We start from the raw sequence: 23,151 nt of genomic DNA, 5'->3' as shown, positions 1-23,151 counted from the left end.
TTTACTTAGTTGGCCAGAGATCGGAGGTAATTATAAACCAGCCTTAAACCGGAGCCAGTAGCTAGTTTACCTCTGTAGGAGTCTTCGCTGTGCAGGTAGGCTGTGCCTGCTATATCAAAGTGCACCCATGGGTAACTGGTGAAGGCTTCCAGAAATTTACCTGCTGTGATGTGGCCTGCATCCGCACCTCCAATGTTTTTCAGGTCGGCAATATCCGACTCCAGTTGTTTTTTATATTCGTCCCAAAGCGGAAATTCTACAATGCGCTCATAAACGGCCTCGCCAGTTTGTTTTAAGCCGTTCATCACTTCTTCACCGGCAGTGCCCATTGCTACCAGACCTTCTTTACCAACCGCACGCATGGCTGAGCCGGTAAGCGTGGCAAAATCAATTACTAGCTGCGGGTTATACTTTTGAGCAAAACTCAGCGCATCGGCAAGAATCAGTCTGCCTTCCGCGTCTGTATTGAGTACTTCTACTGTAGTGCCATTGTGCATGGTAATAACATCGCCTGGGGCATAAGCTTTGCCGCCCGGGCGGTTGTCTGTGGCCGGAATAAGTGCAATAACGTGCAATGGCACCTGGTTTTTAGCCAGTGCATACATCACACCGGCCACTGTGGCAGCACCCGCCATGTCAGACTTCATATAGTCCATCGACTGCGGCGTTGGTTTCAGGCTAAGACCACCAGTGTCATATACAACACCTTTCCCAACCAGTATATAAGGCTGCTGGTTTTTGGCATTTTCAGGCTTCCATTCCAGTATATTAAAGGTAGGAGGTTCTTCACTTCCCTGGTTAACAGCAAGCAGCCCACCCATTTTTAAAGCCATAATGCGCAATTCATCCAAGCTCTCTGCCATAAAGCCCGCTTCACTTGCCATTTCGTCGAGCTGCTCGCTTAGCTGGGTAGCGCTCTGGTGGCTGTTAGGCTGATTTACCAGGTCTCGTGTTTTATATACAGCTTCCAGTACATGCTGTAACTCCTGCACTTCCTTTTCAGAGACGTTGGTATCGGCTATGGTGATGGTCTGTAGCTGATGAGGCTTGTGGTTTTTCGTTTTATACCCCTGGAACTGATAATTGCTCAGGAAAAGGCCTTCAGCCAGATATAAACTGGCTTGGGAGCCAGTATAGTCTTTTATAGCAAGAGTCTGTACTTTGTCAGCCTTTAATTGCTTCAGGAGCGTATAACCGGCCTGCCGTAAGGTTTCCCTGGCAGCGCTTTCAGTTTTAGCCTCAGAAGTAATTAGTAAGTATACCCGTTGGGTGTAGCGGTTCAAAGAAATCAGCTTAGCCTCGTTTTCTACCTGTTGTGTTACATAAGAGGCCTCTTCTGAGGAAAGTTCAGCAAGTGAACCTGCTTCGCCGGCCCCCACAATCAGGGCAACGTCCGTATTTTTATCTACCGATGTGTTATAATTGAGTTGTGTTGGCATTTGTCTTTGTATCTTTGAGGGTGCAATATAGTAAGTATCTCATGGATTATGAAAAAGGAGTATGGCTATAGCACAACAGCTTTTTCTTTAATTAAGTAGGTATAACGGTTTTAAGGGCAAAAGTATACATCTCTTTAAAACCATAACAGGTACAACGTGAGTAAGGTAAGTCCGAAAAAACACTTAGGCCAGCATTTCCTGGTCGACCAGAACATTGCCATAAAGATTGTGGAGCAGCTTACGTTGCCTCATGGCGTGAAAGATGTGCTCGAGATAGGGCCGGGTATGGGGGTGCTGACGCAGTATCTGTTGCAGCATCCGGGCTATACGACAACGGTAGTGGATATCGACAGAGAATCTATTGCTTATTTAAAAGAGCATTTTCCCGCTTTAGAAGACCGTATTATTTCTGCTGACTTTCTGAAGACAGACCTTAGCCAGTTGTTTCCGGATAAGTTTGCCATTATCGGCAACTTCCCTTACAATATCTCCAGCCAGATATTTTTTAAAGTGCTGGAGTACCGGGATCGTGTGCCGGAGGTAGTTTGTATGATTCAGAAAGAAGTGGCGGAGAGACTGGCAGCGCCTCCCGGCTCTAAAGCTTATGGTATCTTAAGTGTACTGCTGCAGGCCTGGTACAACATCGATTACAAATTTACGGTGCATGAGCATGTGTTTCATCCGCCGCCAAAAGTAAAATCAGGCGTAATCAGCCTGGTGCGAAACGAGGTGGAAATCCTGCCATGCGACGAAAAACGTTTCTTCGAAGTAGTGAAACTAAGCTTTGGCACAAGGCGCAAAACATTGCGCAACTGCCTTAAAAGCTATAACCTTCCTTCCGAAGTTACGGCACAGCCTGTATTCGACAAGCGCGCAGAGCAACTGTCGGTGCAGGATTTTATTGAACTAACCCAACTGATCGAGCAGCACATTTAAAAGTATGCAGATAGAAATCACACGTGAGTACATAGACCAGGTAGAGGAGGCAATAGAACGCGATGACAAAACCTTTATCCTGGAAACGATGGAGGATATGTATCCGGCAGATATCACGACTGTGTTGTATGAACTCGATACCAACGAGTCGAAATATGTGATGGACCTGTTGCCGGCAGAAGTGGGGGCCGAGATTCTCAGCGATCTTGATTACGATATTCGTACGGATTTCCTACAGTATTTCACCAGTGAGGAAATTGCGCGCTATGTAAACCTGATGGATTCCGATGATGCCGTGGATATTCTGAATGAACAGAGTGTCCAGACACGGGAGGAGGTTATTGCGCTGCTGGATAACGACGACAAGGTGAAGGATATCCTGGACCTGCTGCGCTACGAAGAAGACTGTGCAGGTGGTCTGATGGCGAAAGAGCTTATTAAGGTGAACTTAAACTGGCGGGTGAGGCAGTGTATAGAGGAAATCAGGCGGCAGGCGGAAGATGTGGAGAAGATCTATACCGTTTATGTAGTTGATAACCATGGCAAGCTGGTCGGGCGAATCAGTGTAAAGACATTATTGTTAGCCAAAGACGATAAGCTGGTGCAGGATATTTACAATCCTGATGTAATCTCAATAGAGTCTTTCAGGGACGAAGGGGAGGTAGTGGCCGTGATGCAGCGGTACGACCTGGATGCTATACCGGTTGTAAATATCCAGGGCCGTCTTTTGGGGCGCATTACCATCGACGACGTAATTGACGTGATGCAGGAGCAGGCCGAACTCAGTCGGCAGCTCATGACAGGTATTTCTGAGAACGTAGAGGAAGATGACAGTGTTTTCCGTATCTCGCGTTCGCGCCTGCCCTGGCTGATTATCGGGATGGTGGGCGGTTTACTTGCTGCCCAGTTTATGGGCTTTTTCGAGGCCGATATTGCCATGCTGCCTGCTGTGGCGCTGTTTGTACCCTTAATTACTGCAACTGGCGGAAACGTTGGCATCCAATCTTCATCCATCATTATCCAGACCCTTACCTCCAATGCGGTAATTTTCGAAAACTTTGGCCAGCGTATGTTTAAGGTGCTGATGGTAGCCCTGCTGAATGCCATTATTATTTCGGTGCTGGTGTTTAGCCTGTCGTACCTCTTTCGGCGCGATATTACGCTTTCTATGGTGGTGTCAGTGGCCCTGTTTTCTGTTGTGATGCTGGCTTCGCTTATGGGCACCCTAACGCCCATGGTGCTGGATAAATTCGGGGTGAACCCTGCCGTAGCTGCCGGACCTTTTATTACAACAGCCAACGACCTGCTTGGGCTGGGAATTTATTTTGCTGTAGCGCACATGCTGTATAATCTTTAGCATTGATCCTGAGCCTTGTGGCAGAAGATCAGCATGAGTGTGAGCAGGTTTGAACTGTTTCGGAATCAGCTAAAACAGATACCTTTATTTTTGCAGTTTGTCTTAGTGCTGCGCAAGCTCTACTTTTGCGGCACTATAAAACCCTGATGTATGACAAACCAGATCGCACGTTGCCTCATTATTGACGAAATACACCCCAGTATATTTGAAATGCTGCAGGAAATCGGAATAGAACCTGACTACAGGCCCAATATACTGCCAGGAGAAGTACGGGAGGCGCTACAAGGTTTTGATGGCCTTATTGTACGCAGCAAAATGCGTATAACTGCCGAAACACTGGGTTTAGCCGAACAACTAAAGTTTGTGGCAAGGGCAGGTGCTGGTGTAGATAATATAGATGCAGCGGCACTACAGGAACGGGGTATCGCGCTTATTGGAGCCAATGAGGGCAATAGCCAGGCGGTGGGAGAGCATACGCTGGGTATGCTGCTATCCCTGATGCGCCACATTTCTACCAGCCATCAGGAAGTAAAGCAGCGGATCTGGCTGCGGGAAGAAAACAGGGGAGAGGAGATCAGTGGTAAAACGGTGGGTATTATCGGGTATGGTAACATGGGCCAAAGCCTGGCAAAAGTATTGAGTGGGTTTGGTTGCCGCCTCCTGGCTTATGATCGTTACTGCCCGGATAAAATCAACGATTTGGTTGAGAGTGCAAGTCTGGAAGACATACAGGCTGAGGCAGACATCGTTAGTCTGCATATACCTTATACAGCAGACAATCACCGATTCGCTGACGAAGCATTTTTTAAAGCTTTCAGCAAAAAGATATGGTTTTTAAACACGGCACGCGGTGAAGTGGTAGATCAGGGGGCATTGGTTAGTTCGCTGAAAGAAGGCAAGGTAAAAGGAGCAGGACTGGATGTACTCGAAAACGAAAAGCTAAAGACACTTTCTCCGGACCAAAAGCAGCACTTCGACTACCTTGCTTCTGCCTCCAATGTTATTCTGACGCCTCATATAGCAGGTTGGACCCATGAGTCATACATAAAGATTAACCAGGTGCTTGTGGCTAAAATAGCACAGCTAAGTATCTCGTAATTACAGGCCTTAGCAGAAGATGTAACTTGCAGATGAAGCAACAAAAGAACAGCTTATTCTGTAAAAAGAGCAGCATTTGTGCTGATAATAATATCAGTTGATATGTGGGGCTTGTAAATGAAAATTTGTATATTTGCAACCATCGCCTCTTGAAGAGAGTGCTATGGGTTTTAACTTAATTACCAGTTTATGGTATAGTAAGGCAGAGGAGAGAAGGCTTTATCTGCTTTAAGAAGAGAAAATTAAATAAAATCAACATATTTGAGCAAAAAGAACGGTTATGCAGGCCATAACCGTTCTTTTTGTTTTTGTGTTTTAAACGTAAAGACAAACTATGAGCAAGATTTCTTATTACACGGCAGAAGGTTTACAAAAACTGAAAGAAGAACTGGCCGAGCTCAAAACCAAAGGCCGCGCAGATGTGGCACGTCAGTTGGCAGAAGCCCGCGATAAGGGTGACTTAAGTGAGAATGCGGAGTATGATGCCGCCAAGGATGCGCAAGGGCACCTGGAGCTCAAGATTGCAAAGCTGGAGGAGATTGTTGGAAATGCCAGATTAATAGATGAGTCGAGCCTTGATAACAGTAAAGCGTTGATTCTGTCTAAAGTGAAGATCAAGAACCTGAAAAACAACATGGTAGTTGACTATACATTGGTGGCTGAAGAAGAAGCAGATCTGGCAGCAGGTAAGATTTCAGTTAAATCGCCTATTGGAAAAGGCTTGCTCGGAAAGTCGGTTGGCGAGGTTGCTGAAATTACGGTGCCGGCAGGTAAATTACAGTTTGAAGTATTAGAAATCAGCCGTTAATGATGGAGCAGTCCATTTTCTCTAAAATCGTAAATGGCCAGATTCCTGCTTACAAAATAGCAGAAGATGAGCGCTACCTGGCCTTCCTGGATGTTTTCCCGACAACCAAAGGGCATACGCTGGTTATACCCAAGCAGCAGATAGATTATATTTTCGACCTGGAGGATGAACTGTATCTTGGCCTGATGGCCTTTGCAAAAAAGGTAGCAACAGCTATAGAGAAAGCAGTACCCTGTGCACGTATAGGTATGGCTGTAGTTGGCCTGGAGGTGCCACATGCACATGTTCACCTGATTCCTATAAACAGTATGCAGGATATGAATTTTGCCAATAAACAGCAATACTCGAAAGAGGAGTTTGAGGAGGTGCTTGAAAAGATAAAAGCAGCCTACTCACAGCTATAAAATAATATTAGCTTAAAAAGGGAAGAGGAGCTGATGATTGGTTTTCACCACCGTCAGTTCCTCTTCCCTTTTTAAGCTTTAGCCGAAGCTATTCCTGATCAGGAACAGGGGCCGGAGGCTCAGGCGCTTTTTCCTGGTCTGCCTTTTGTATATCCTGTTGCTGCCTTCTGAAGTACCCTCTGAACAGAAAGTTGCTTTGAAGCGCTTTCATGTTCTCGTCGAGTTTATGCGAGCTGCTTTCCAGGTTATACATGGTTTTACGGATGGTTGCCGCAAAATTAACATCGTTTAGCAGCATACCCAGCGCATTGTCGTTTGTGGTTAAATTCTCGCTGGCGCGTTGTAAGCTGGCCGTCATTTGCGAGGCAGAAGTGCTTGCTTCCTGTAACTGAGCAATAGATGCCCTTAGCTGACTATATACTGTCGTATCGGTTAAAAGCTCATCTACCAGGCCACCCTGTGAATTTAATTTGGCTGTAAACCTGCTCAGCGACTGCGATGCCCGCACCGTGTTATCAGACGTTTGCTGCAGGCTGGCGACCATGGCTTTAAAGTTTTGAGCAATGGCAGTGTCGGTTAGCAGTGCACCCACCGTGCCTTCTCCACGCACAATTCTGGAGCTGAGTTCTTTAAAGTCGCCGGTAATGGCAACCAGGTTCTGGTTGTTTTCCTGCAGCGTCTCCATTAAATCATCGGTATTAAGCGGGTTTACAGCAGCAAGTACATCGCCATCTTCTACAGGAGGAGCTTCCGGTGTACCGCCTTCTATTACTATGTTTTTGTTGCCTATAAAGCTTTCGGAGCTGATTCTGGCTTTGGCGTTTTTTCGCACAAACTCATGATGGCGTTCCTCGATATTCATAGTAATTTCTACCTGTGAATCGCCGTATAAGTTGATACCACGAATGGTGCCGATCTTAACTCCTGAGAACCAGACATTGTTGCCCTGCCGGAGGCCGGCCACATCATCAAAAATTGCTCTGACGGTAACAGTGCTGATAAACCGCTTCTGCTGGCCAGCCAAAATAAAAATGCCTCCTAAAAAAATGATGATAGCCAGGAGTACAAAGATTCCTACTACCACTGATCGTTTATTTTCTATTGCGCTCATTTAGTCTATAAAGTTGTAATTATAAAACGCTTGTACCCGTTTATCGTCTGTGTCAAAAACTTCTTCGAAGCTTCCCTCGCGCTGAAACCACCCATCCAGCAACATTACAATTCTGTCGCCTGTGGTTCTGGCACAGGTTAAGTCGTGTGTAATAATAATAGAAGAAGTATTAAACCTGCTTTGCACGTTGTTGATCAGGTTATTAATATCTATACTGGTTATAGGGTCCAGGCCAGCTGTAGGCTCATCATAAAGCATAATTTCAGGCTTCAGGATGAGCGTTCGGGCAATGCCGATCCGTTTACGCTGCCCACCGGATAATTCAGAAGGCATCTGGTTGATTGCCTGCGAGAGTCCAACAGCATCAAGAACGTTTTCAATCAGGTTGTCCCGTTCTTTGACTGTCATATTCTTGGAATGCCGCACCAGCGGAAACTCAAGGTTTTCTTTCACCGTCATACTATCATACAGGGCACTGTTCTGGAAAGAAAAACCTATTTTCAATCGTAGTTCGTCCAGCTCTTTGGGTTTAATCTGATCGATTCTTTTCCCAAGTACATTTATTTCGCCTTCATCTGATTTTAAAAGCCCGGATATAATCTTGATAAGTACAGATTTACCTGTGCCGGAGCGGCCAAGCACAACCAGATTTTCCCCTTTATACAGGTCCAGGTCTACTCCCCGAAGCACTTCAAAATCATCGAAGGCCTTTTTCAGGCCCCGGATCGAAATTACCTTCTGTTCTTTATCTATGTCAGGAGTTTGTTTTTGCATGTTTCAATCGGTTTAAACTGTACGAAGGGCATTTACCACCTGCAGAATCAGGAGTTCTTCTATGAAAATGAGAAACATTGCCGTTACCACCGAAGAGTTTGCTGCCTTACCTACCCCTTCAGTTCCTTTGGAGGAGTTATACCCTTTGTAACACCCGACCATACCTACGGTAAAACCAAAAACAAAGGCTCTTACAACAGAAGAGAAAATGTCGAGAAAGGTAATGGCTTCGAAAACCTGCGTAAAGTAAGTTGTCAGGCTTGTTAGTTCGTTTTGGTGTATGTTGATATAACCACCCATCAGCGACACAAAGGTAGTGTACATGGTCAGGGCCGGAATCATAAAAGTGGTGGCCAATACACGGCTCACTACCAGAAACTTAAAAGGATTGGTAGCTGAAACCTCCATCGCGTCTATCTGTTCGGTTACTTTCATGGAGCCAAGCTCGGCGCCGATACTGGAGCCAACACGACCAGCGGCTATAATAGCTGTTACGAGAGGCGCCAAAGCCCTGACAATGGCTACCGCAATAAGTGCAGGTAACAAGGAAGTAGCGCCAAAGTCGGCCAGAGAAGGGCGCGACTGGTTCGTAAACACAATACCAATGATAAAGCCGGTTAAAGAAATCAGGGGCAGGGATCTTACACCAACTTCGTAGCACTGCCTGATTATTTCTTTAAACTCATAAGGCGGCAGAAAAACTTCTTTAAAAAAGCGGGTAACAAATGCGTAGACGCCATACAGCTCAAGAAACATGCGATCTATACGTCGCGAGATGAGATATTTTCTGGTTTTAGTATTTTGAGCTTTTTTATCGCTGGAGTCCATTCGCTTTTAGTTGAGAAATTGCAGCCTTACCCTTAAAAAGCGGCAAATTAGGCTTATTTTTTTAATTTACCCATACATACGAATTGCCAGATGTTGTTGGTTATACCAGCTGCTATATTTTATAGGCAAAGCTTTGAAGCTTAACAGGTCCGGAGTTGTTAAAAAGCTTAAGCCTTTACAAAAGTATAAAAATTTAATGCTCGGCTTAGCGGCTATCGTACAGCCGCTAAGCCGAGATCTGAAAAAGGTTGTGATGTCTTATACCAGTTCCTCTTCCGGTATTGGCTTTAAAGCGTCTTCGAGTGAGGGCACAATGGTAAACATGCTGTCCAGGTTCAGGATTCTAAGCAGGCGTTCTGTAATTGTGTTGATGCCAAAAAGAACCAGGTGTACGTTTTCTGTTTTAAGCTGGAGCAGCATTCCAACATAAGTTGTAAAGCAGGTGTCGGAAACGCTGAATTTGCAGACTTGCGAGGAGTCGATGCATATTTGCTTGATTTTATTTTCCGGCAGGCTCTGAATTTTCTGTTTTAGTTCCGATAAATTCTCAGGTCTGATTAATCCTGTTACTTCAACTACTTCTGTATCCTGGTGAGAGTATATCTTGATTTTCATAAGTATTAATCTTTTTGAGGTTAAGCTAAGGCAAATGAAGGCCTATAGTTACTGCACCTATACTGTTAAATAGTTATCTTCTATTTTTATATATTGTGTTTTGTTTATACGAGGTAATTCTATATTTAGATGAGATTGGTGATAAGTAATTGATAATAAGTTTTTCAAAAAGGTTTGTAGAGTAGATTTAAGAGCAGCTATTGTGTAATTGTTTGTATTTTATTAATAGTAGATAGGTTGATTTTTTTAGTGAAGCCCGATTTGGAATGCAGCTTGATGTGCAGGAGCTGCTAATATAGGAGATATCATATTCTGCATTAATACGTATATCAAATAAGTATTAATAGCATAGTCTATAAACTGCACTTCCCGTTAAAGAGTGCATGGCGGAGCTGGAGGGGGATAAAGCAGGAGGTGAATATGCTCCGTCATTTAATAAATTTGATAAGATATTACTGAATAAGAATATGAGTAGCTTAGTAGAAAAAAGCAGAAGGCTTCTGCTGGTTTTAGTAGCATTAGTTGCTGAATCTGATCATAATTAATAAGCTGAGTTAAGGCTGCTAATATGCTAGTATAAGTTTGACTGCAGCCAGTATACATATGGTGTATCAGTCGAATCACTTAAAAAGTCCTTTCTCCAGGAAAGGGTACTTGAACCGGGCTAAGCAAAGCATGGGCTAAATGTTATTTAGCAATGGTGCGAAGGCTCAGGAAGCTGCTTTTCCTGCAAACCTTTGTAGTGCGTAATTGTAAGAATTCGTTTTACTGCCTACGTTTATGTTGTAAAAAATATCCTTAAAAAATTAATATACCTGAAGGCTGAAGCTAATTACTTAAAAAGGTTTGGTATATACAATATAATTTTAAAGTTATTGATTTTCAATTGATTATATGGAGATTGAATTTAAACTGGAACAATTTTTCTTAGAAAATGTTGCTGCTATAGCTATTTAATAAAAGCTGATGCTTTTTCCGGAAGATCAGAAATTTTTGTGCCGGTTCTTGTATTTTTACATTATTGCGCTTAAATTGCATTATCTAGTTTAAGGAATAGCATAAGTTGTTTATTTGTAGTAGCATAATTTTGAAGTAGATATTATAAATTGTAGTGATTAAGTACTTGCTTTTTTGTTATGCTTTAGTTATTCAACATTATTTTAGACGTAGCTTTTAGCCAATGTTAGACATTCTCAATTTCGTTGCAGTTTCTGGAATTTTTAATGTATTGTTTTTCTGGTATGCATCTACTAAAATGAAATCCAAAGCCGATCCGGTTAAAACATTTATTGTTTCTTTTATCTTTTCTATACCACTTAGTTTGCTATTAATTGGCGTGTATACTACTATGTTAATTTATGCCTTCCGAAACGGGATGAACGAAGATGCTATGTGGGAGTATATGGAGCAGGAAGAACTACAGTAAATATTCGCTTTAACTATATAAAGAACTTTTCTCTGTTTAGGGAATTTACAACAAAAGCCACCTTACGAGGTGGCTTTTGTTGTTTTAACCATATACACTCCTCTGTTAAAAGTATATTCCTGATCTTTCTTATCCATGTTTTTCCATTGAAGTTAGGAATCTCCGATAAAGGGAGAAGTTTTCGATAAGACGCAAGTTTATTTATAACTATAATTTTTCATCCTGGTATTGCATGCTGCCTTCAATTATGAAATTCTATTAATTGTCATTCAATTGGAAAAATCATATTTTTATTTATTAATATATATTGGATGAAAATTTGTATAGATTTTAAATTAAGGATATACTATAAAAGTATATTTTGCTTAAATTATATTGATAAATAATGAGTTATGTTGGGAGTGTTTTACTTATAGAATAGTGCTTTATTACGATAATTGTACTGAAATTAAGTATAAATTCTTTGATGTTCTAACAGCCAATCGAAATTATTCTCGTAGAAGGTAAGGTAAAGTACAATTTTAAATGTAAACGACTATGAGAAAATCTTGGATATCAGCGTTAGCTATTGCACTTATTACCTCGTCGGTAGCTTTCACTTCTTGCAACGATGATGACGCTACACCTGGCACAACGACAGGTGGAACAACATCCGCTACAACTACAGGTGGCACAACTACCGGAACCACCACTGGTACGACAACAGGAACTACCACTACTGGTACAACGACTGGAACAACCACCAGTACAACAACCGGCGGAACGACATCCGGTACTACAGGTGGTGATACTACCGGCGGTACGACAACAGGTACCACTACTACTGGCGGCACAACAGCAGGTACAACTACTACTGGTGGCACAACCACAGGCGGAACGACTACGGGAGGTACTACCGGTGGTGGAACAACTGGTGGTTAATTTTGAATAGTTCTATAACAAGCAAAGAGGCAGCCCTTACAGGCTGCCTCTTATTTTAAATAATGAGCCTCCCGCTTAGCCAGAATTTTACCTGTAGAGTTAATTAATGGCTTGCAATGCAACATTTTAACTCATTTACGTAGAGCTATATAAATTTCGTATCAAATTATTCATATAATCGTTTAACGGGGAATATTATTCATTTAAAGTCAATTTACTATGAAAAAGAATTGGATTACAATGGTGGCTGCAGCTTTCCTGTGTTCATCTATGATGCTGACCTCTTGTGGCAACAACACAGATTCAACAACTGGTACAACTGAAGGAACTACTTCCGGTACCGGAACAGATGACATGGGAACCGGTACAACTGCTGGCGGCACCTATGAAGATGATACAACTGGTACAACTACTACTGGAACAACCACTGGCATGACTACCGGTACCACAACAACTGGTACAACAGCAGGAACTACTACTACTGGTACTACCTCGGGCACAACAGCAGGTACTACTACCGGAACAACTACAACAGGTACTACTGCTGGAACTACAACTTCTGGTACAACTGCCGGAACTACTACCGGTACAACTACTGGCGGCACTACTACTGGTGGATCAACCACTATGTAGGATAAGCTTTAACGCTACTGAGAGTATGTTGCTGAACCTCTAAGGTAAAAGATTGATTTACCTGCAGGCAACAAAAAAAGGTCAGATAAACATCTGACCTTTTTTATTAAACTTTACCTTTCGGTTAACGGCTTCCGGAATTACTGCCAATGTCCTGGCCACCATCCTGCACACTTACACCTCCCTTACGCCCGCTTTGAGTTGGCTTAATGCCGCCTATTTCACCAGCTTGCGCTTTAGCATCTGTTACATCTTCTTTAGGAACGGGGTTTATGTTCGGCACTTTGTTGCCTTCATTTACCGTTTTGTTTACGTTTTCATTATTCAATTTATCTTTCTTATCTGAATTCATAGCTTTTGTTTTTTAGTTTAAAAAGAAGTTTAACTATTAATAGCGGTCATCCTCTCTGTACCTGTCGTCCGGCCTGTTGCGTCTATTGTCAAAGTTGTCCGGCCTGCGGGTACTGTAGTTTCCATGGTAACTATGGCGTCGGCCGCTTAACGGATTATACATGCGGTTCGCATCCGGATCGGCGTTGTTGTCTCCATCATATCCAAAGCTTAAAGAACCTGCCATGTTGCCGTAGTTTTCGCCGCGTCCGCTTCTGTAGTTATCAGAACCGTAGTCATTATTAAAATTGCTGCTGTAGCGCTCCCGGTTGTCATAACCCCTGTTCATTCTGTCGTGTACAGAATCCCGGGTGTTACGGTAGTCGTTCCCGCTGCTGTAGTCGTCTCGCTCATTAAACCGGTTGCGGCCAGATACGTTATCTTGTCGCCCTTGCTCATTGCGGTAGTTGTGCTGGTTGCGGTTGCCACTTCTGTCGAAACCATTGTAGGTCGATTGGTTATGGTGGTCGCTTGTATTATCAAAACGATAAGCGCCTCTATAGGAATCTTCTTCATCCTTAGCTGCATTATTACCGAAGCGATTATTGTTTCTATATCTGTTATCCTGATCACGATCATCAAAATCGGATCTTCTTCTATTCCAATTATCTCTTTCCATTGCATTCTGTTATTGGTTGTACTTTCTTTTTAACGGCTCAGATTGGCTTGGGTTTAAGCAAAAAGGCTCAGTTTTGGCAGATATTACTAATCTAAAGCGGCCAAAAGCCGTAATAAAAGAATGAAAGTTTAGTATTACACGTAATAGAAGAACTATGAGAAACGAACAAAATAATAGCCGCGATAACCGATATGATGAGAGAGAACCACGTTGGCTGCACGAGCAGCGACACGGAGAAAGGTCTTCGCGGGGAAATTATAGAACCAATACTCATTTCAATGCAGGATATGATATAGGATCAAACGATCCAACCAGTTTTAATACAAGTGAAGACCATAGCTACACTTCTCAGCAGGGAAGATTTCAGCCTGGAGGTGCAACATACAGTGGAGATGATTATACCCGCAACAGTCGCAGCCAGAGCGATAATATGTATGGTATGAGCTATGTGCCAAACGATGATCGCAACTCCTCCCGCCATTACGACCCCCGTGCGGACTACAGCAACTCTGATTATGATGACATGCGCCAAAAGGGCCGTTCACATGATCGGTATGGTATGCCGGATGAGCGCTTTGGGCACGATGTAAGCAGGCGCGGCAACCAGCAGGACCCGTATCTGGGCAGGAGCTCCAGAGGCGACTACGAATCGTACAGGCGCTATGAGCAAGGCAACAGCATGTATGACAACGATTACAGCACTGGTTTCGCCGGCCGTAACCATACAGAAGGGAGGGACCACTTTGGAGAAGACCGCTATTATAGCAACCTGGACCGCTGGAACGGCGAAACCCGTCGGAGAGACCGTTACGACAACGACCGTAACAGCCGCTAAGCTCAGGCTGTTTAAAGTATAAATACAAAGTGTGGTAGCTCAGTTTTAGCCTGGGCATTTACTTGTTTAAAAAATTAAGACCATGAGAGACAGAGAAATGAATTATGGAAACTTTAACCAGCGTCGCAGAGATCACCAGGACGATGATCGATACCGAGATAATCGCTGGATAAGGGATAATTGTAACAGCAGGGATAGAGAAGACAGGTTCAGGGTAGATTCAGAAGATTACAGCAATTCGGACCAACGACGCAACAGCCGTGAAGATTACTACCAAACCATGTATGAGACAACCAACTATAGTGGGGTGCCACGTAGAGAGAACTATGGGTTACCCTATGGTAGTGAGAACGACGTAGACAGGATAGACTATTATTCCAGAACAGAAGGACCATACAGACAGGAACGCCATCACTTCCATTACAACATGGGCAATAACCCTAATTATGATAACCCGGAAGAAGGAGACCGTTACCGCGACTTCGACAGCCGGGGCAACCATGGCTTCAGGCATGATGCCGCTTATGGAAGTACTGATGAGTTCCGTGATTTTGGGGATGATACCTATGGCCGGGACCGAAGAAGCAGGAACAGGTAAGGAGCGTATGTAATCCATTTTAAATAACTAACGTATACTACGCCATACATTAGTATTAAATTTCCATCTGAGAAAGGCCATAGCGAAAGCTGTGGCTTTTTTTGTGTAAATAAATTCCTGGCGCACATTTGACATTTATTTAACTATGTCGTATGTTTGCGTCATACTTCAAAAGATAAATCAGAATGACTTACACAAAAGCTATGGCGTTTGATTTGGAGCAGCAGGAGGTAGCTAAGCTGGCAAAGGTTTTGTCGCACCCGGCGCGGGTAGCCATACTGCAGCACCTGGCACAGGCAAAAACCTGTATTTCGGGTGATATATCCAATGCACTGCCTTTAAGCAGAACCACAGTATCGCAGCATTTGCAGGAGCTCAAGAACGCTGATCTCATAAAAGGTGAGATTGATGGTCTTACAGTCTGCTATTGCATTAATCAGGAGCAGTTTGAGCGGGCAAAGCAATTGTTAGAAAAATTCTTTGGTAACATCAGTAGCTGCTGTAACGGTTGTGACTGTTAAGCCTGAAGCTTTTTGAATGAGTTTAATATTTCTGTCAATATAAAGGTAAGAACTATGCGTAACCCTGTATTTCCAAGAATGCACGTGAGTCTGTATGTAGCAGACTTAGCTAAAACAATATCATTTTATAACAGTTTTTTTGGCCAGGAGCCTGCAAAGGTGATGCCTCATTATGCCAAATACATGCTCGAGAATCCTTCACTGATTATCTCTTTTGTAGAGAACCGGGAGCGCGTACAGCAGAACTTTGGGCACCTTGGCTTTCAGGTGGAAACGCAGCAGGAACTGGAAAGCAGGTTAGCGGTTGCCAGAGAACAGCAGTTGGTATCGAAAGAAGAAACAGGTACTGCCTGCTGCTATGCAGTGCAGGATAAGTTCTGGGTAACAGATCCGGACGGCGTACAGTGGGAGGTGTATTATTTTCATGAGGATGCAGCTTTCAACGATCCGCACTACGAGTTGCAGGATGCCTCTGCCTGCTGTATGCCTGCCACAGAACAGAAACCTAAAGTACAGTTAGCTTCGCTGGGTTTCCTGGATGATAGTGCTGCTTCCTGTACACCTGAAAGTGGTTGCTGCTAAATGGTAAGCTTTAACATAACTCAAATATGAAAATTGCTTTTTTTAGCGATATACATGCAAATATGCCTGCTTTAGAAGCAGTGCTGGCCGATATAGATCAGCAAAAGCCTGACTTTATCTATTGTCTCGGAGATCTGGTCGGGTATAATGTGTGGGCAAATGAGGTGGTGGAAACTATCAGGAGCCGATCTATTCCTACACTGGCAGGTAACTACGATGAAGGCGTAGGCCTGGGTAGCCCTGACTGCGGCTGTGCTTATAAAACCGAGGATGATAAAGCCCGTGGGGTATCATCGATTTCTTATACCAACAGCATTATATCAGACCAGAACCGGCGTTATTTAAAGCTTTTACCAAGGCACATCTGTCTCGATTTTGAATTGCATGCAGGAGAAAAACTAAGCCTGCTCATGGTGCACGGCAGTCCTCGTAAAATAAATGAGTACCTGTTCGAAGATCGTCCTGAGAAAAGCCTTGTGCGTTTAATGGAAGATGCCGGGGCAGATATCATGCTGTTCGGGCATACACATAAACCTTATCATCGCAAATTGACTTCGGAAACAGACGGTAAAACAAGGCATGCGATTAACCTGGGTTCTGTAGGCAAGCCGAAAGACGGTGATATACGCGCCTGTTATGTACTGTTAACGCTGGATGAAAAAAGCAGTTTAACAGAAGCCGGAAGTATACAGGTAGAGTTTGTGCGGGTAAAGTATGACTTAGAAAAAGCCGCCAGAGCTGTAGAAGAAAGCCCGCTTCCGAACGAGTTTGCAGATATGTTGCGGAAAGCCTACTAACGTGTTGTCACACCAGAAATAATACAGTCTGATAAACGGACATTTTATGCGAAATAATTGTAATCCCACGGTGAACCGTAAGAAACTGTCTTTTCTGGATCGCTTCCTGACGCTGTGGATTTTTTTAGCTATGGGTATAGGAGTAGCGTTAGGCTATTTTGTACCAGCAATGGAAGGTTTTATCAACTCTTTTCAGCAAGGTACCACCAATATACCTATTGCCATAGGGTTAATACTGATGATGTACCCGCCTCTGGCGAAGGTTCGCTATGAGCAGCTGGGGAAAGTTTTTAAAAATGTAAAAGTGCTGTCGGTTTCGCTGGTGCTGAACTGGCTCATAGGGCCTGTGCTGATGTTCCTGCTGGCTATACTTTTCCTCCGGGATTATCCTGGGTATATGGTCGGACTTATTATGATTGGTATGGCGCGTTGTATCGCCATGGTAATTGTATGGAACGAACTGGCAGAAGGAGACAGAGAGTATGCCGCCGGGCTGGTTGCTTTTAACAGTATCTTTCAGGTACTGCTTTACAGCATATTTGCTTACCTGTTCATTACCGTGCTGCCGCCGCTTTTTGGGTTGCAGGGTGAAGTTATTGAAATCAGCATGCCGGAAGTGGCAGAAAGCGTAGCCATTTACTTGGGTGTTCCTTTTCTGGCCGGTTTCCTGACACGCCTTGCGTTGCGGCGCATTAAAGGAGAGGACTGGTATCAGAATAAGTTTATACCTGCTATCAGCCCTGTTACGCTTGTTGCGCTGCTGTTTACGATTGTGGTTATGTTTAGCCTGAAAGGTAATACGATTGTAAATATTCCTTTTGATGTGCTACTGATTGCTGTACCCCTGGTTATATACTTTGCCATTATGTTTATGGTAAGCTTTTTTGCCGGGAAGTATGTGGGGGCAGATTATTCTCAGAATGCCTCCATTGCGTTTACGGCTGCAGGCAACAATTTTGAATTGGCTATTGCGGTAGCGATAGGTGTTTTCGGAATCAATTCTGACCAGGCTTTTGCCGGTGTGGTAGGGCCGCTGGTTGAAGTACCGGCACTAATACTTTTAGTGAATGTTGCTTTCTGGCTGAAGCGAAAGTTTTATGACAAGCCTGCAACGGAAGTTGCTGCGCGATAATTTACAGTTCTTAAAAGAAGAGAGCCAGCAGTTCCTGATTGCTGGCTCTCTTCTTTTAGAAACAGATATGCCGAAGGTTAACTTAAAAGTATAGTTATGTATTATTCTATTTTGTAGTCCGGCTCTCTATTGGAACAGGTGTTTTATTAACGGCTACAGAACTGGAATTGTCTTCCTCTTTAGAAAATACTCTGTCTGCCCATCTTGGAAAGACAAAAGCGCCAATAATCAGGTATAGGTAATAGGTGAATAAGCGATATACCAGAATGATGATAGCCGTAAAGCCAGCAAGATAAGCACCAAAAAAAGCAGGGAAAGACATTTCGGCAAAACCTGCTCCGCCTGGCGTTACAGAAACAAACAGTACGATTTTATACACCAGGTTGCGGGAGAAAATAACTACATGGTCCATCATCTCCAGGTCTGTGAAAGCAGCGATCAGGCAGCTGATAATGGCATACCTGGCTGTCCAGACGAATATGGTAGATATGCTTGCCTTAAACCAGTAACCAAAGGTTTTATGCTTCAGGTGTTGCGAGGCAATTAAGAGTTCATTGGCATGCCTGAACAAGCTTTGTTGCCACCTTCTAAATATTTTAAAGCTGCCTAGTTTCAGAAGAAGCTTTTTAACTGCTCTTGGATGCACGAAAAGTGCGTAGAACATCAGAAAAGCGTAAGAGGCTATAAGCAGGTAACTGATAAAAAAGGCGATACCTAAGCTATCTCTTACAGTCTCACTTAAACCAATTAGTTCTGGCAGTAGATTTCCACTGGTAAAAAACAGAATCAGGGGAAAAACTAATACAAAGTAGAAGTTATCAAGCATAGCAGTAACCATAACCTGAGATAAGGATTTACCCAACGGTACGCCTTCTTTATAGAGGATGTAAGAGGCAATGGTAGAGCCGCCTACAACAGAGGGAAGTGCACAGGAAGCAAACTCCCAAAGCATAATTACTGAAAGGCTTTGTTTCCAGCTCAGAAATTTATCTGTAATCAGCCTTATTCTGTACACATACCCCCAGTCCCGGACAAGCAGGAGGAGTAAAGCCATACCAATCCAGAGAAGATGGGCATTTGCCAAGGTTGAAAACTGATCGGGATCATAATTCTCATAAATCAAAAAACCCATTACGCCTAACCCTAATAATACGGGAAGCATAATTCTTTTGGCGGAGAAATACCGCTGCAGCTTTACTCTATTCAAACTCATAGCAATACAAACTCAAATTTCAGTCCAATTAGCTGGAATAGCAAAACATTTTGGTAGAAGTAGGTATTTAAAGGGTTAAAGATCAGTGTGCTATGAGATTTTGGATTAAAAAAAGCTTTAATAAGAAGAAATTGTTTGAGCAACTGCTATAGAGTTATAACAGCTGCTCAAAGAGTAGTTTTGGAGATTAACTTATATTATAAGATACAGTGAAGTTAAGAGCTGCAGGATAGCATAGAACAACCTGCTTTTTGGCTGGCCCAGGCAGGTCTTTTAGCGAAAAATTTATCGTATTTTGCCGAATAAGGTTCTTTCAGCGCATCCTGCAACTGAAGGAACAAATCGTTATTTCCCCTTTCAAGCTCTTCTATGGCTTGATGTAAGAGGTAGTTTCGTAAAATAAACCGCGGATTGTGCTCCTGCATACGTTTCCTGGCGTCTTCCTCCGAAATGGAATTCTGTGTAAGCCTCTCCATATACTGTTGCATCAGGTTAAAGAGCAGTTCGCTTTCTGCTTTATCTAGGGTATTGTAAAAACTTTGCTGAAAATGATGCACCGTTTCCTCTTCGCCAGCCAACTGCGCAGGAAGGTTGATGAGTAACTGGAAGAAAATAGTCATGTCCGGTTTGATGGTGGAAAGCATTTTTTCAAAAGCCCTGATCAGCTCGACATCCTGCTCTCTGAGCAGATCAAGTCCAATTTTATTTGCCATCATTGTATAATATTTCTCCCAATAGATGTTATCGTAAGCTTCCAGTGCTGCAATCAGTTGCTCAGTTCCGGAAAGGAGTGGAGCTATAGCGCTTGCCAGGCATCCCAGGTTCCATTTTGCTATAGCCGCCTGCTTCCCGAAGGCATACCGGCGGCCGGGCAGATCGGTGGTATTGGGGGTGAAGTTAGGATCATAATCGTCCAGGAAAGAGTAAGGGCCGTAATCAATGGTCAGACCCAGAATGGACATATTATCAGTATTCATCACACCATGTACAAAGCCAACCCGTAACCATTCTACCATTAAAGCGGCAGTTCTTTCTACTATCTCTTTGAACCAGGCCAGCACCTTTTCTTCTCCTTCTCCGGCAATATGGGGGTAATAGCGGCTGATTGTCCAATCGGTTAGCTTTTGAAGGTTCTCCTTCTCTTTCCGGGCTGCGAGTATTTCAAAGTTACCGAAACGTAGAAAGCTGGGAGCCACGCGCATCACAATTGCACCCGGCTCGAAGGCTGCATTCCCGTTGTAAAACATATCGCGCATTACCTGGTCGCCGGTAGATACCAGGCTCAAGGCGCGTGTTGTAGGCACACCTAAGTAATGCATGGCTTCACTCATCAGGTATTCGCGTACAGATGAGCGCATAACTGCTCTGCCGTCTGCCCTGCGTGAGTAAGGAGTAGGACCTGCCCCTTTTAACTGCAGTTCCCAGGCTTTTCCGGCAGTAGTTTCCCATTCACCTAAAGTAATGGCCCGCCCATCACCCAGCTGTCCGGCCCAGTGGCCAAACTGATGTCCGGCATAACAGGCAGCATAAGGATACATGGTTTCCGCTATGCGATTGCCGCTCAGCAGCTCAACTTCTTCCTGAGACGCGGGCTTTAGTATACCGAGTTCTTTAGCCAGTTCTTCCGACCATGCCAGCAGTTCCGGTTGCTTAACCGGAGTAGGAATTGCCTTGCTGTATAATACGCCTGGTGTCTGGCGCGGCTGTTTATCTCCGGACTCGTCTCCGGGAAATGTGTCTGTAAATACTTTTTTATATTTTTTGGAGCTTAGGCTCTGCATATATTCCTGTTTTATTTGTTACTTGGTTAAAGTCTATCCAGGTGGAGTGACCATTGTTTTATGACAACAAGTTTACGCAAGTAATAGTTGACTTTTAGAAACAATAGCGAAAGATGCGAAGTCAGGTTTAATCTAACTGCTCGGCTGCGCGAGTACTTATTGCGGCCTATTGCCTTTCCGATCTAAAAATGGCCAAAAGTTTACCCTCCTTGCTATATTTAACAGCCGCTTAATATTTCATTGGTTACATTTAGTACCGTAACATCCTGCCAGATTTTACAAGGTTTGTGGTGAAATCTTTACTATATACTGTATGTCAGATTCAAGAAGAGAATTTATTAAAAAGGCGACGTTGCTAACAGGTGCAGCTGGATTATTTTGTGCCATGCCGGATTCTATACAACGAGCACTAGCGATACAAGCAGAACCCGGAAGCACTTACCTGGATGCAGAGCACATTGTGTTTCTGATGCAGGAAAACCGTTCCTTCGACCATTCTTATGGATCGTTGCAGGGTGTTCGCGGGTTTAATGACCCACGAGCTATTGAGCTGCCTAACAAAAATAGTGTGTGGCTGCAGTCCAATGCTGCCGGAGAAACCTATGCACCGTTTCGCCTGAACATAAAAGAGACGAAAGCTACCTGGATGAGTGCTTTGCCGCATGCCTGGGCAGACCAGGTAGATGCCCGTAATAATGGGAAGTATGATAAATGGCTGGACATTAAGCACTCTGGTAATAAAGATTATGCGCACCTGCCTTTAACAATGGGCTACTACAACAGAGCTGATATACCCTTCTACTATGCCTTAGCGGATGCTTTTACCGTTTGCGATCAATATTTTTCATCAGCCTTAACCGGCACAAGCCCTAACAGATGCTTTTTCTGGACAGGCACTATACGTGAAGAACAGCACGAGAAGGCAAAAGCGCATGTGTGGAATGGCGAAATAGACTATAAAGACCTGCGGTGGACCACTTTTCCGGAGCGCCTGGAAGAACTGGGTATCTCTTGGAAAGCTTATCAGAATGAGTTAAGCGTTGGAGTAGGTTTTGACGGCGAAGAAGATGACTGGCTGGCTAATTTTACTGATAATGACCTGGAATATTTTACCCAGTACCATGTGAAGCTGCATGCAAAGCACCTGGAGTACGTGCAGAGGAAATTTAAGGTGTTGGAAAGCGAAATAAAGGAGTTGGAGGAGGCTCTGCGCGGCAGGCAATCAGGTCAGGCAGAAAAAGAGAAGCTGGAAAAGAAAAAAGCGGAATTTAAAGGTCTTCGCCAATACCAGGAGGAGTGGAACCAGGAGCGCTTCGAGAAGCTCTCGGAAAAAGAAAAGAGTATTCACCGCAAAGCTTTTGTCACAAATCTGAATGATCCGGATTATCATCAGTTGAGTACCTTAACGTATGATGATGAGGGAACACAGCGGGAGGTAAAGGTTCCTAAAGGGGACATCTTACATCAGTTCAGAAAAGATGTTGAAGCAGGAAAATTGCCTACAGTTTCCTGGTTGGTTGCTCCTTCTAATTTTTCTGATCATCCTGGTTCGCCGTGGTATGGTGCTTGGTATGTATCTGAGGTGATGGATATACTTACCAAAAATCCGGAGGTTTGGAAGAAGACCATCTTTATTCTGTATCCGGCCGACCAAGTGCATATTTTGTAGTTGAGTTGCAGGGCTTAGTTTTGCTGGTAAAAAGAGAGAGATGACCCACCAGGAAAAGATGCTCCACTTAGTGGAGGTTTATGAGCAAAGCGGGCAGAGCCAGCGGGCCTTCTGTCAGGAGCAGGGCCTAAAAGTTTCTCAGTTTATCTACTGGATCCACAAAGTACGGAAGGAAAAGCAGCCGGCTTCCGGTTTTATGCAGCTAAGCGCTGAGCGAGCAGCTAGCTACCTGGAGGTAATTTATCCCAATGGCGTGCAGGTACGGGTCGATTCCCGGGACCTGGCCCTTGTGAGCCGCCTGCTGCACCTTTACTAAATGCTCAGCCTCACCTCCTCCCTCCGCTACCTGCTCTACCGAGGCAACTGCGACATGCGCAAATCCTTCGACGGCTTGTGCGGTCTGGTAGGATCGGAACTGGGCCGCAGTCCCACCAGCGGTGAAGTGTTCGTGTTTCTCAACCGCAAACGTACCCATCTCAAGCTGCTCCACTGGGAACACGGGGGCTTTGTGCTCTACTACAAAAGGCTCGAGCAGGGCACCTTCCCTTTACCGAAAAACACCACTACTGGCGCTATAAGCTGGAGCGAACTGGTGCTGATGGTGGAAGGAATCGAAGTGGTGAAGAGCAACCGCAGGAGAAGATTTTCTTTGCCACCATAAACG

At 44.0% G+C, this 23,151-nt stretch carries 26 protein-coding genes and 1 pseudogene; 18 read left to right on the top strand and 9 right to left on the bottom strand.

The window, feature by feature from the left end; genetic code table 11:
* Positions 1-5 precede the first annotated feature (5 nt).
* Positions 6-1,439, bottom strand: coding sequence for a M17 family metallopeptidase (locus tag C1N53_RS09830; RefSeq protein ID WP_137759139.1), 1,434 nt, complete (start codon positions 1,437-1,439; stop codon positions 6-8).
* A gap of 156 nt (positions 1,440-1,595) precedes the next feature.
* Between C1N53_RS09830 and rsmA the strand changes: the two genes are divergently transcribed.
* The 5 genes from rsmA to C1N53_RS09805 all read left to right on the top strand — a co-directional run bounded on the left by rsmA (position 1,596) and on the right by C1N53_RS09805 (position 6,042).
* On the top strand, positions 1,596-2,375 hold the full coding sequence (gene rsmA / locus C1N53_RS09825; protein WP_137759138.1) for a 16S rRNA (adenine(1518)-N(6)/adenine(1519)-N(6))-dimethyltransferase RsmA: 780 nt from the start codon (positions 1,596-1,598) through the stop codon (positions 2,373-2,375).
* Between the two features lie 4 nt (positions 2,376-2,379).
* Positions 2,380-3,732 carry a magnesium transporter gene (mgtE, locus tag C1N53_RS09820; RefSeq protein ID WP_137759137.1) on the top strand — a complete coding sequence of 451 codons (1,353 nt, stop codon included), beginning with the start codon at positions 2,380-2,382 and terminating at the stop codon, positions 3,730-3,732.
* Between the two features lie 150 nt (positions 3,733-3,882).
* Complete coding sequence (locus C1N53_RS09815) at positions 3,883-4,830, top strand: NAD(P)-dependent oxidoreductase (RefSeq protein ID WP_137759136.1); 948 nt, start codon at positions 3,883-3,885, stop codon at positions 4,828-4,830.
* 334 nt (positions 4,831-5,164) lie between these two features.
* Positions 5,165-5,638: a transcription elongation factor GreA gene (greA, locus tag C1N53_RS09810; protein WP_137759135.1), complete on the top strand. Its 474-nt coding sequence runs from the start codon at positions 5,165-5,167 to the stop codon at positions 5,636-5,638.
* Positions 5,639-5,640: 2 nt separating this feature from the next.
* Positions 5,641-6,042, top strand: a complete 402-nt coding sequence (locus C1N53_RS09805; RefSeq protein ID WP_137761460.1) for an HIT family protein — start codon at positions 5,641-5,643, stop codon at positions 6,040-6,042.
* 88 nt (positions 6,043-6,130) lie between these two features.
* Here the strand turns inward: C1N53_RS09805 and C1N53_RS09800 are convergent, their stop codons facing one another.
* The 4 genes from C1N53_RS09800 to C1N53_RS09785 all read right to left on the bottom strand — a co-directional run bounded on the left by C1N53_RS09800 (position 6,131) and on the right by C1N53_RS09785 (position 9,370).
* On the bottom strand, positions 6,131-7,153 hold the full coding sequence (locus C1N53_RS09800) for an MlaD family protein (RefSeq protein WP_137759134.1): 1,023 nt from the start codon (positions 7,151-7,153) through the stop codon (positions 6,131-6,133).
* On the bottom strand, positions 7,154-7,927 hold the full coding sequence (locus C1N53_RS09795; protein ID WP_137759133.1) for an ABC transporter ATP-binding protein: 774 nt from the start codon (positions 7,925-7,927) through the stop codon (positions 7,154-7,156).
* Positions 7,928-7,939: 12 nt separating this feature from the next.
* Positions 7,940-8,755: an ABC transporter permease gene (locus C1N53_RS09790; RefSeq protein ID WP_137759132.1), complete on the bottom strand. Its 816-nt coding sequence runs from the start codon at positions 8,753-8,755 to the stop codon at positions 7,940-7,942.
* A gap of 258 nt (positions 8,756-9,013) precedes the next feature.
* On the bottom strand, positions 9,014-9,370 hold the full coding sequence (locus C1N53_RS09785) for an STAS domain-containing protein (protein WP_137759131.1): 357 nt from the start codon (positions 9,368-9,370) through the stop codon (positions 9,014-9,016).
* Positions 9,371-9,753: 383 nt separating this feature from the next.
* On the opposite strand from C1N53_RS09785, the gene C1N53_RS22520 reads away from it, so the two are divergent.
* From C1N53_RS22520 to C1N53_RS09770, 4 genes are all read left to right on the top strand, one after another.
* On the top strand, positions 9,754-9,915 hold the full coding sequence (locus C1N53_RS22520) for a hypothetical protein (RefSeq protein WP_168194003.1): 162 nt from the start codon (positions 9,754-9,756) through the stop codon (positions 9,913-9,915).
* Between the two features lie 635 nt (positions 9,916-10,550).
* Positions 10,551-10,796 (top strand): hypothetical protein, encoded by a 246-nt coding sequence (locus C1N53_RS09780; RefSeq protein WP_137759130.1) that lies wholly within the window; start codon positions 10,551-10,553, stop codon positions 10,794-10,796.
* A gap of 537 nt (positions 10,797-11,333) precedes the next feature.
* Positions 11,334-11,717: a hypothetical protein gene (locus C1N53_RS09775; RefSeq protein WP_137759129.1), complete on the top strand. Its 384-nt coding sequence runs from the start codon at positions 11,334-11,336 to the stop codon at positions 11,715-11,717.
* A 219-nt stretch (positions 11,718-11,936) separates the two neighbouring features.
* A complete protein-coding gene (locus tag C1N53_RS09770; protein ID WP_137759128.1) occupies positions 11,937-12,350 on the top strand; it encodes a hypothetical protein in 414 nt (137 codons plus the stop codon).
* Positions 12,351-12,474: 124 nt separating this feature from the next.
* Here the strand turns inward: C1N53_RS09770 and C1N53_RS09765 are convergent, their stop codons facing one another.
* Both C1N53_RS09765 and C1N53_RS09760 read right to left on the bottom strand, forming a co-directional pair.
* Positions 12,475-12,702, bottom strand: coding sequence for a hypothetical protein (locus tag C1N53_RS09765; RefSeq protein ID WP_137759127.1), 228 nt, complete (start codon positions 12,700-12,702; stop codon positions 12,475-12,477).
* A gap of 36 nt (positions 12,703-12,738) precedes the next feature.
* Positions 12,739-13,359, bottom strand: coding sequence for a hypothetical protein (locus C1N53_RS09760; protein WP_137759126.1), 621 nt, complete (start codon positions 13,357-13,359; stop codon positions 12,739-12,741).
* A 154-nt stretch (positions 13,360-13,513) separates the two neighbouring features.
* Here C1N53_RS09760 and C1N53_RS09755 point away from each other — a divergent pair, with 154 nt between their 5' ends.
* From C1N53_RS09755 to arsB, 6 genes are all read left to right on the top strand, one after another.
* The gene (locus tag C1N53_RS09755; RefSeq protein WP_137759125.1) at positions 13,514-14,194 is read left to right on the top strand and encodes a hypothetical protein; all 681 of its coding nucleotides are present in this window, start codon (positions 13,514-13,516) and stop codon (positions 14,192-14,194) included.
* Between the two features lie 82 nt (positions 14,195-14,276).
* Complete coding sequence (locus tag C1N53_RS09750; RefSeq protein ID WP_137759124.1) at positions 14,277-14,792, top strand: hypothetical protein; 516 nt, start codon at positions 14,277-14,279, stop codon at positions 14,790-14,792.
* Positions 14,793-14,977: 185 nt separating this feature from the next.
* Positions 14,978-15,313 (top strand): helix-turn-helix transcriptional regulator, encoded by a 336-nt coding sequence (locus C1N53_RS09745; protein ID WP_137759123.1) that lies wholly within the window; start codon positions 14,978-14,980, stop codon positions 15,311-15,313.
* 54 nt (positions 15,314-15,367) lie between these two features.
* Positions 15,368-15,895, top strand: coding sequence for an ArsI/CadI family heavy metal resistance metalloenzyme (locus C1N53_RS09740; RefSeq protein WP_137759122.1), 528 nt, complete (start codon positions 15,368-15,370; stop codon positions 15,893-15,895).
* Positions 15,896-15,921: 26 nt separating this feature from the next.
* Positions 15,922-16,692, top strand: coding sequence for a metallophosphoesterase (locus tag C1N53_RS09735; protein WP_137759121.1), 771 nt, complete (start codon positions 15,922-15,924; stop codon positions 16,690-16,692).
* A 46-nt stretch (positions 16,693-16,738) separates the two neighbouring features.
* Positions 16,739-17,824, top strand: a complete 1,086-nt coding sequence (gene arsB, locus C1N53_RS09730) for an ACR3 family arsenite efflux transporter (RefSeq protein WP_137759120.1) — start codon at positions 16,739-16,741, stop codon at positions 17,822-17,824.
* A gap of 106 nt (positions 17,825-17,930) precedes the next feature.
* Here arsB and C1N53_RS09725 read toward each other — a convergent pair whose 3' ends face one another.
* On the bottom strand, positions 17,931-19,037 hold the full coding sequence (locus C1N53_RS09725) for a lysylphosphatidylglycerol synthase transmembrane domain-containing protein (protein WP_137759119.1): 1,107 nt from the start codon (positions 19,035-19,037) through the stop codon (positions 17,931-17,933).
* Positions 19,038-19,252: 215 nt separating this feature from the next.
* The gene (locus C1N53_RS09720) at positions 19,253-20,818 is read right to left on the bottom strand and encodes a YdiU family protein (protein WP_137759118.1); all 1,566 of its coding nucleotides are present in this window, start codon (positions 20,816-20,818) and stop codon (positions 19,253-19,255) included.
* A gap of 313 nt (positions 20,819-21,131) precedes the next feature.
* Here C1N53_RS09720 and C1N53_RS09715 point away from each other — a divergent pair.
* From C1N53_RS09715 to tnpB, 3 genes and pseudogenes are all read left to right on the top strand, one after another.
* Positions 21,132-22,457, top strand: a pseudogene (locus tag C1N53_RS09715) (alkaline phosphatase family protein); the annotation flags it as partial.
* Positions 22,458-22,527: 70 nt separating this feature from the next.
* On the top strand, positions 22,528-22,803 hold the full coding sequence (locus tag C1N53_RS09710) for an IS66 family insertion sequence element accessory protein TnpB (protein ID WP_137758840.1): 276 nt from the start codon (positions 22,528-22,530) through the stop codon (positions 22,801-22,803).
* Positions 22,804-23,148: an IS66 family insertion sequence element accessory protein TnpB gene (gene tnpB, locus C1N53_RS09705; protein WP_137759116.1), complete on the top strand. Its 345-nt coding sequence runs from the start codon at positions 22,804-22,806 to the stop codon at positions 23,146-23,148.
* Positions 23,149-23,151: the final 3 nt, after the last annotated feature.

The organism is Pontibacter sp. SGAir0037 (assembly GCF_005491705.1).
Classification (GTDB): domain Bacteria; phylum Bacteroidota; class Bacteroidia; order Cytophagales; family Hymenobacteraceae; genus Pontibacter.
This window is presented reverse-complemented; position numbering and strand designations above follow the sequence as displayed.

Coding starts and splice junctions, on each gene's coding strand:
- C1N53_RS09805 (WP_137761460.1), top strand. CDS start 5,641: ATGGAGCAGTCCATTTTCTCTAAAATCGTAAATGGCCAGATTCCTGCT.
- C1N53_RS09815 (WP_137759136.1), top strand. CDS start 3,883: ATGACAAACCAGATCGCACGTTGCCTCATTATTGACGAAATACACCCC.
- C1N53_RS09760 (WP_137759126.1), bottom strand. CDS start 13,359: ATGGAAAGAGATAATTGGAATAGAAGAAGATCCGATTTTGATGATCGT.
- C1N53_RS09750 (WP_137759124.1), top strand. CDS start 14,277: ATGAGAGACAGAGAAATGAATTATGGAAACTTTAACCAGCGTCGCAGA.
- C1N53_RS09770 (WP_137759128.1), top strand. CDS start 11,937: ATGAAAAAGAATTGGATTACAATGGTGGCTGCAGCTTTCCTGTGTTCA.
- C1N53_RS09735 (WP_137759121.1), top strand. CDS start 15,922: ATGAAAATTGCTTTTTTTAGCGATATACATGCAAATATGCCTGCTTTA.
- C1N53_RS09785 (WP_137759131.1), bottom strand. CDS start 9,370: ATGAAAATCAAGATATACTCTCACCAGGATACAGAAGTAGTTGAAGTA.
- C1N53_RS09775 (WP_137759129.1), top strand. CDS start 11,334: ATGAGAAAATCTTGGATATCAGCGTTAGCTATTGCACTTATTACCTCG.
- C1N53_RS22520 (WP_168194003.1), top strand. CDS start 9,754: ATGGCGGAGCTGGAGGGGGATAAAGCAGGAGGTGAATATGCTCCGTCA.
- arsB (WP_137759120.1), top strand. CDS start 16,739: ATGCGAAATAATTGTAATCCCACGGTGAACCGTAAGAAACTGTCTTTT.
- tnpB (WP_137759116.1), top strand. CDS start 22,804: ATGCTCAGCCTCACCTCCTCCCTCCGCTACCTGCTCTACCGAGGCAAC.
- C1N53_RS09800 (WP_137759134.1), bottom strand. CDS start 7,153: ATGAGCGCAATAGAAAATAAACGATCAGTGGTAGTAGGAATCTTTGTA.
- C1N53_RS09755 (WP_137759125.1), top strand. CDS start 13,514: ATGAGAAACGAACAAAATAATAGCCGCGATAACCGATATGATGAGAGA.
- C1N53_RS09830 (WP_137759139.1), bottom strand. CDS start 1,439: ATGCCAACACAACTCAATTATAACACATCGGTAGATAAAAATACGGAC.
- mgtE (WP_137759137.1), top strand. CDS start 2,380: ATGCAGATAGAAATCACACGTGAGTACATAGACCAGGTAGAGGAGGCA.
- C1N53_RS09780 (WP_137759130.1), top strand. CDS start 10,551: ATGTTAGACATTCTCAATTTCGTTGCAGTTTCTGGAATTTTTAATGTA.
- greA (WP_137759135.1), top strand. CDS start 5,165: ATGAGCAAGATTTCTTATTACACGGCAGAAGGTTTACAAAAACTGAAA.
- C1N53_RS09720 (WP_137759118.1), bottom strand. CDS start 20,818: ATGCAGAGCCTAAGCTCCAAAAAATATAAAAAAGTATTTACAGACACA.
- C1N53_RS09795 (WP_137759133.1), bottom strand. CDS start 7,927: ATGCAAAAACAAACTCCTGACATAGATAAAGAACAGAAGGTAATTTCG.
- C1N53_RS09790 (WP_137759132.1), bottom strand. CDS start 8,755: ATGGACTCCAGCGATAAAAAAGCTCAAAATACTAAAACCAGAAAATAT.
- C1N53_RS09745 (WP_137759123.1), top strand. CDS start 14,978: ATGACTTACACAAAAGCTATGGCGTTTGATTTGGAGCAGCAGGAGGTA.
- C1N53_RS09710 (WP_137758840.1), top strand. CDS start 22,528: ATGACCCACCAGGAAAAGATGCTCCACTTAGTGGAGGTTTATGAGCAA.
- C1N53_RS09765 (WP_137759127.1), bottom strand. CDS start 12,702: ATGAATTCAGATAAGAAAGATAAATTGAATAATGAAAACGTAAACAAA.
- C1N53_RS09725 (WP_137759119.1), bottom strand. CDS start 19,037: ATGAGTTTGAATAGAGTAAAGCTGCAGCGGTATTTCTCCGCCAAAAGA.
- C1N53_RS09740 (WP_137759122.1), top strand. CDS start 15,368: ATGCGTAACCCTGTATTTCCAAGAATGCACGTGAGTCTGTATGTAGCA.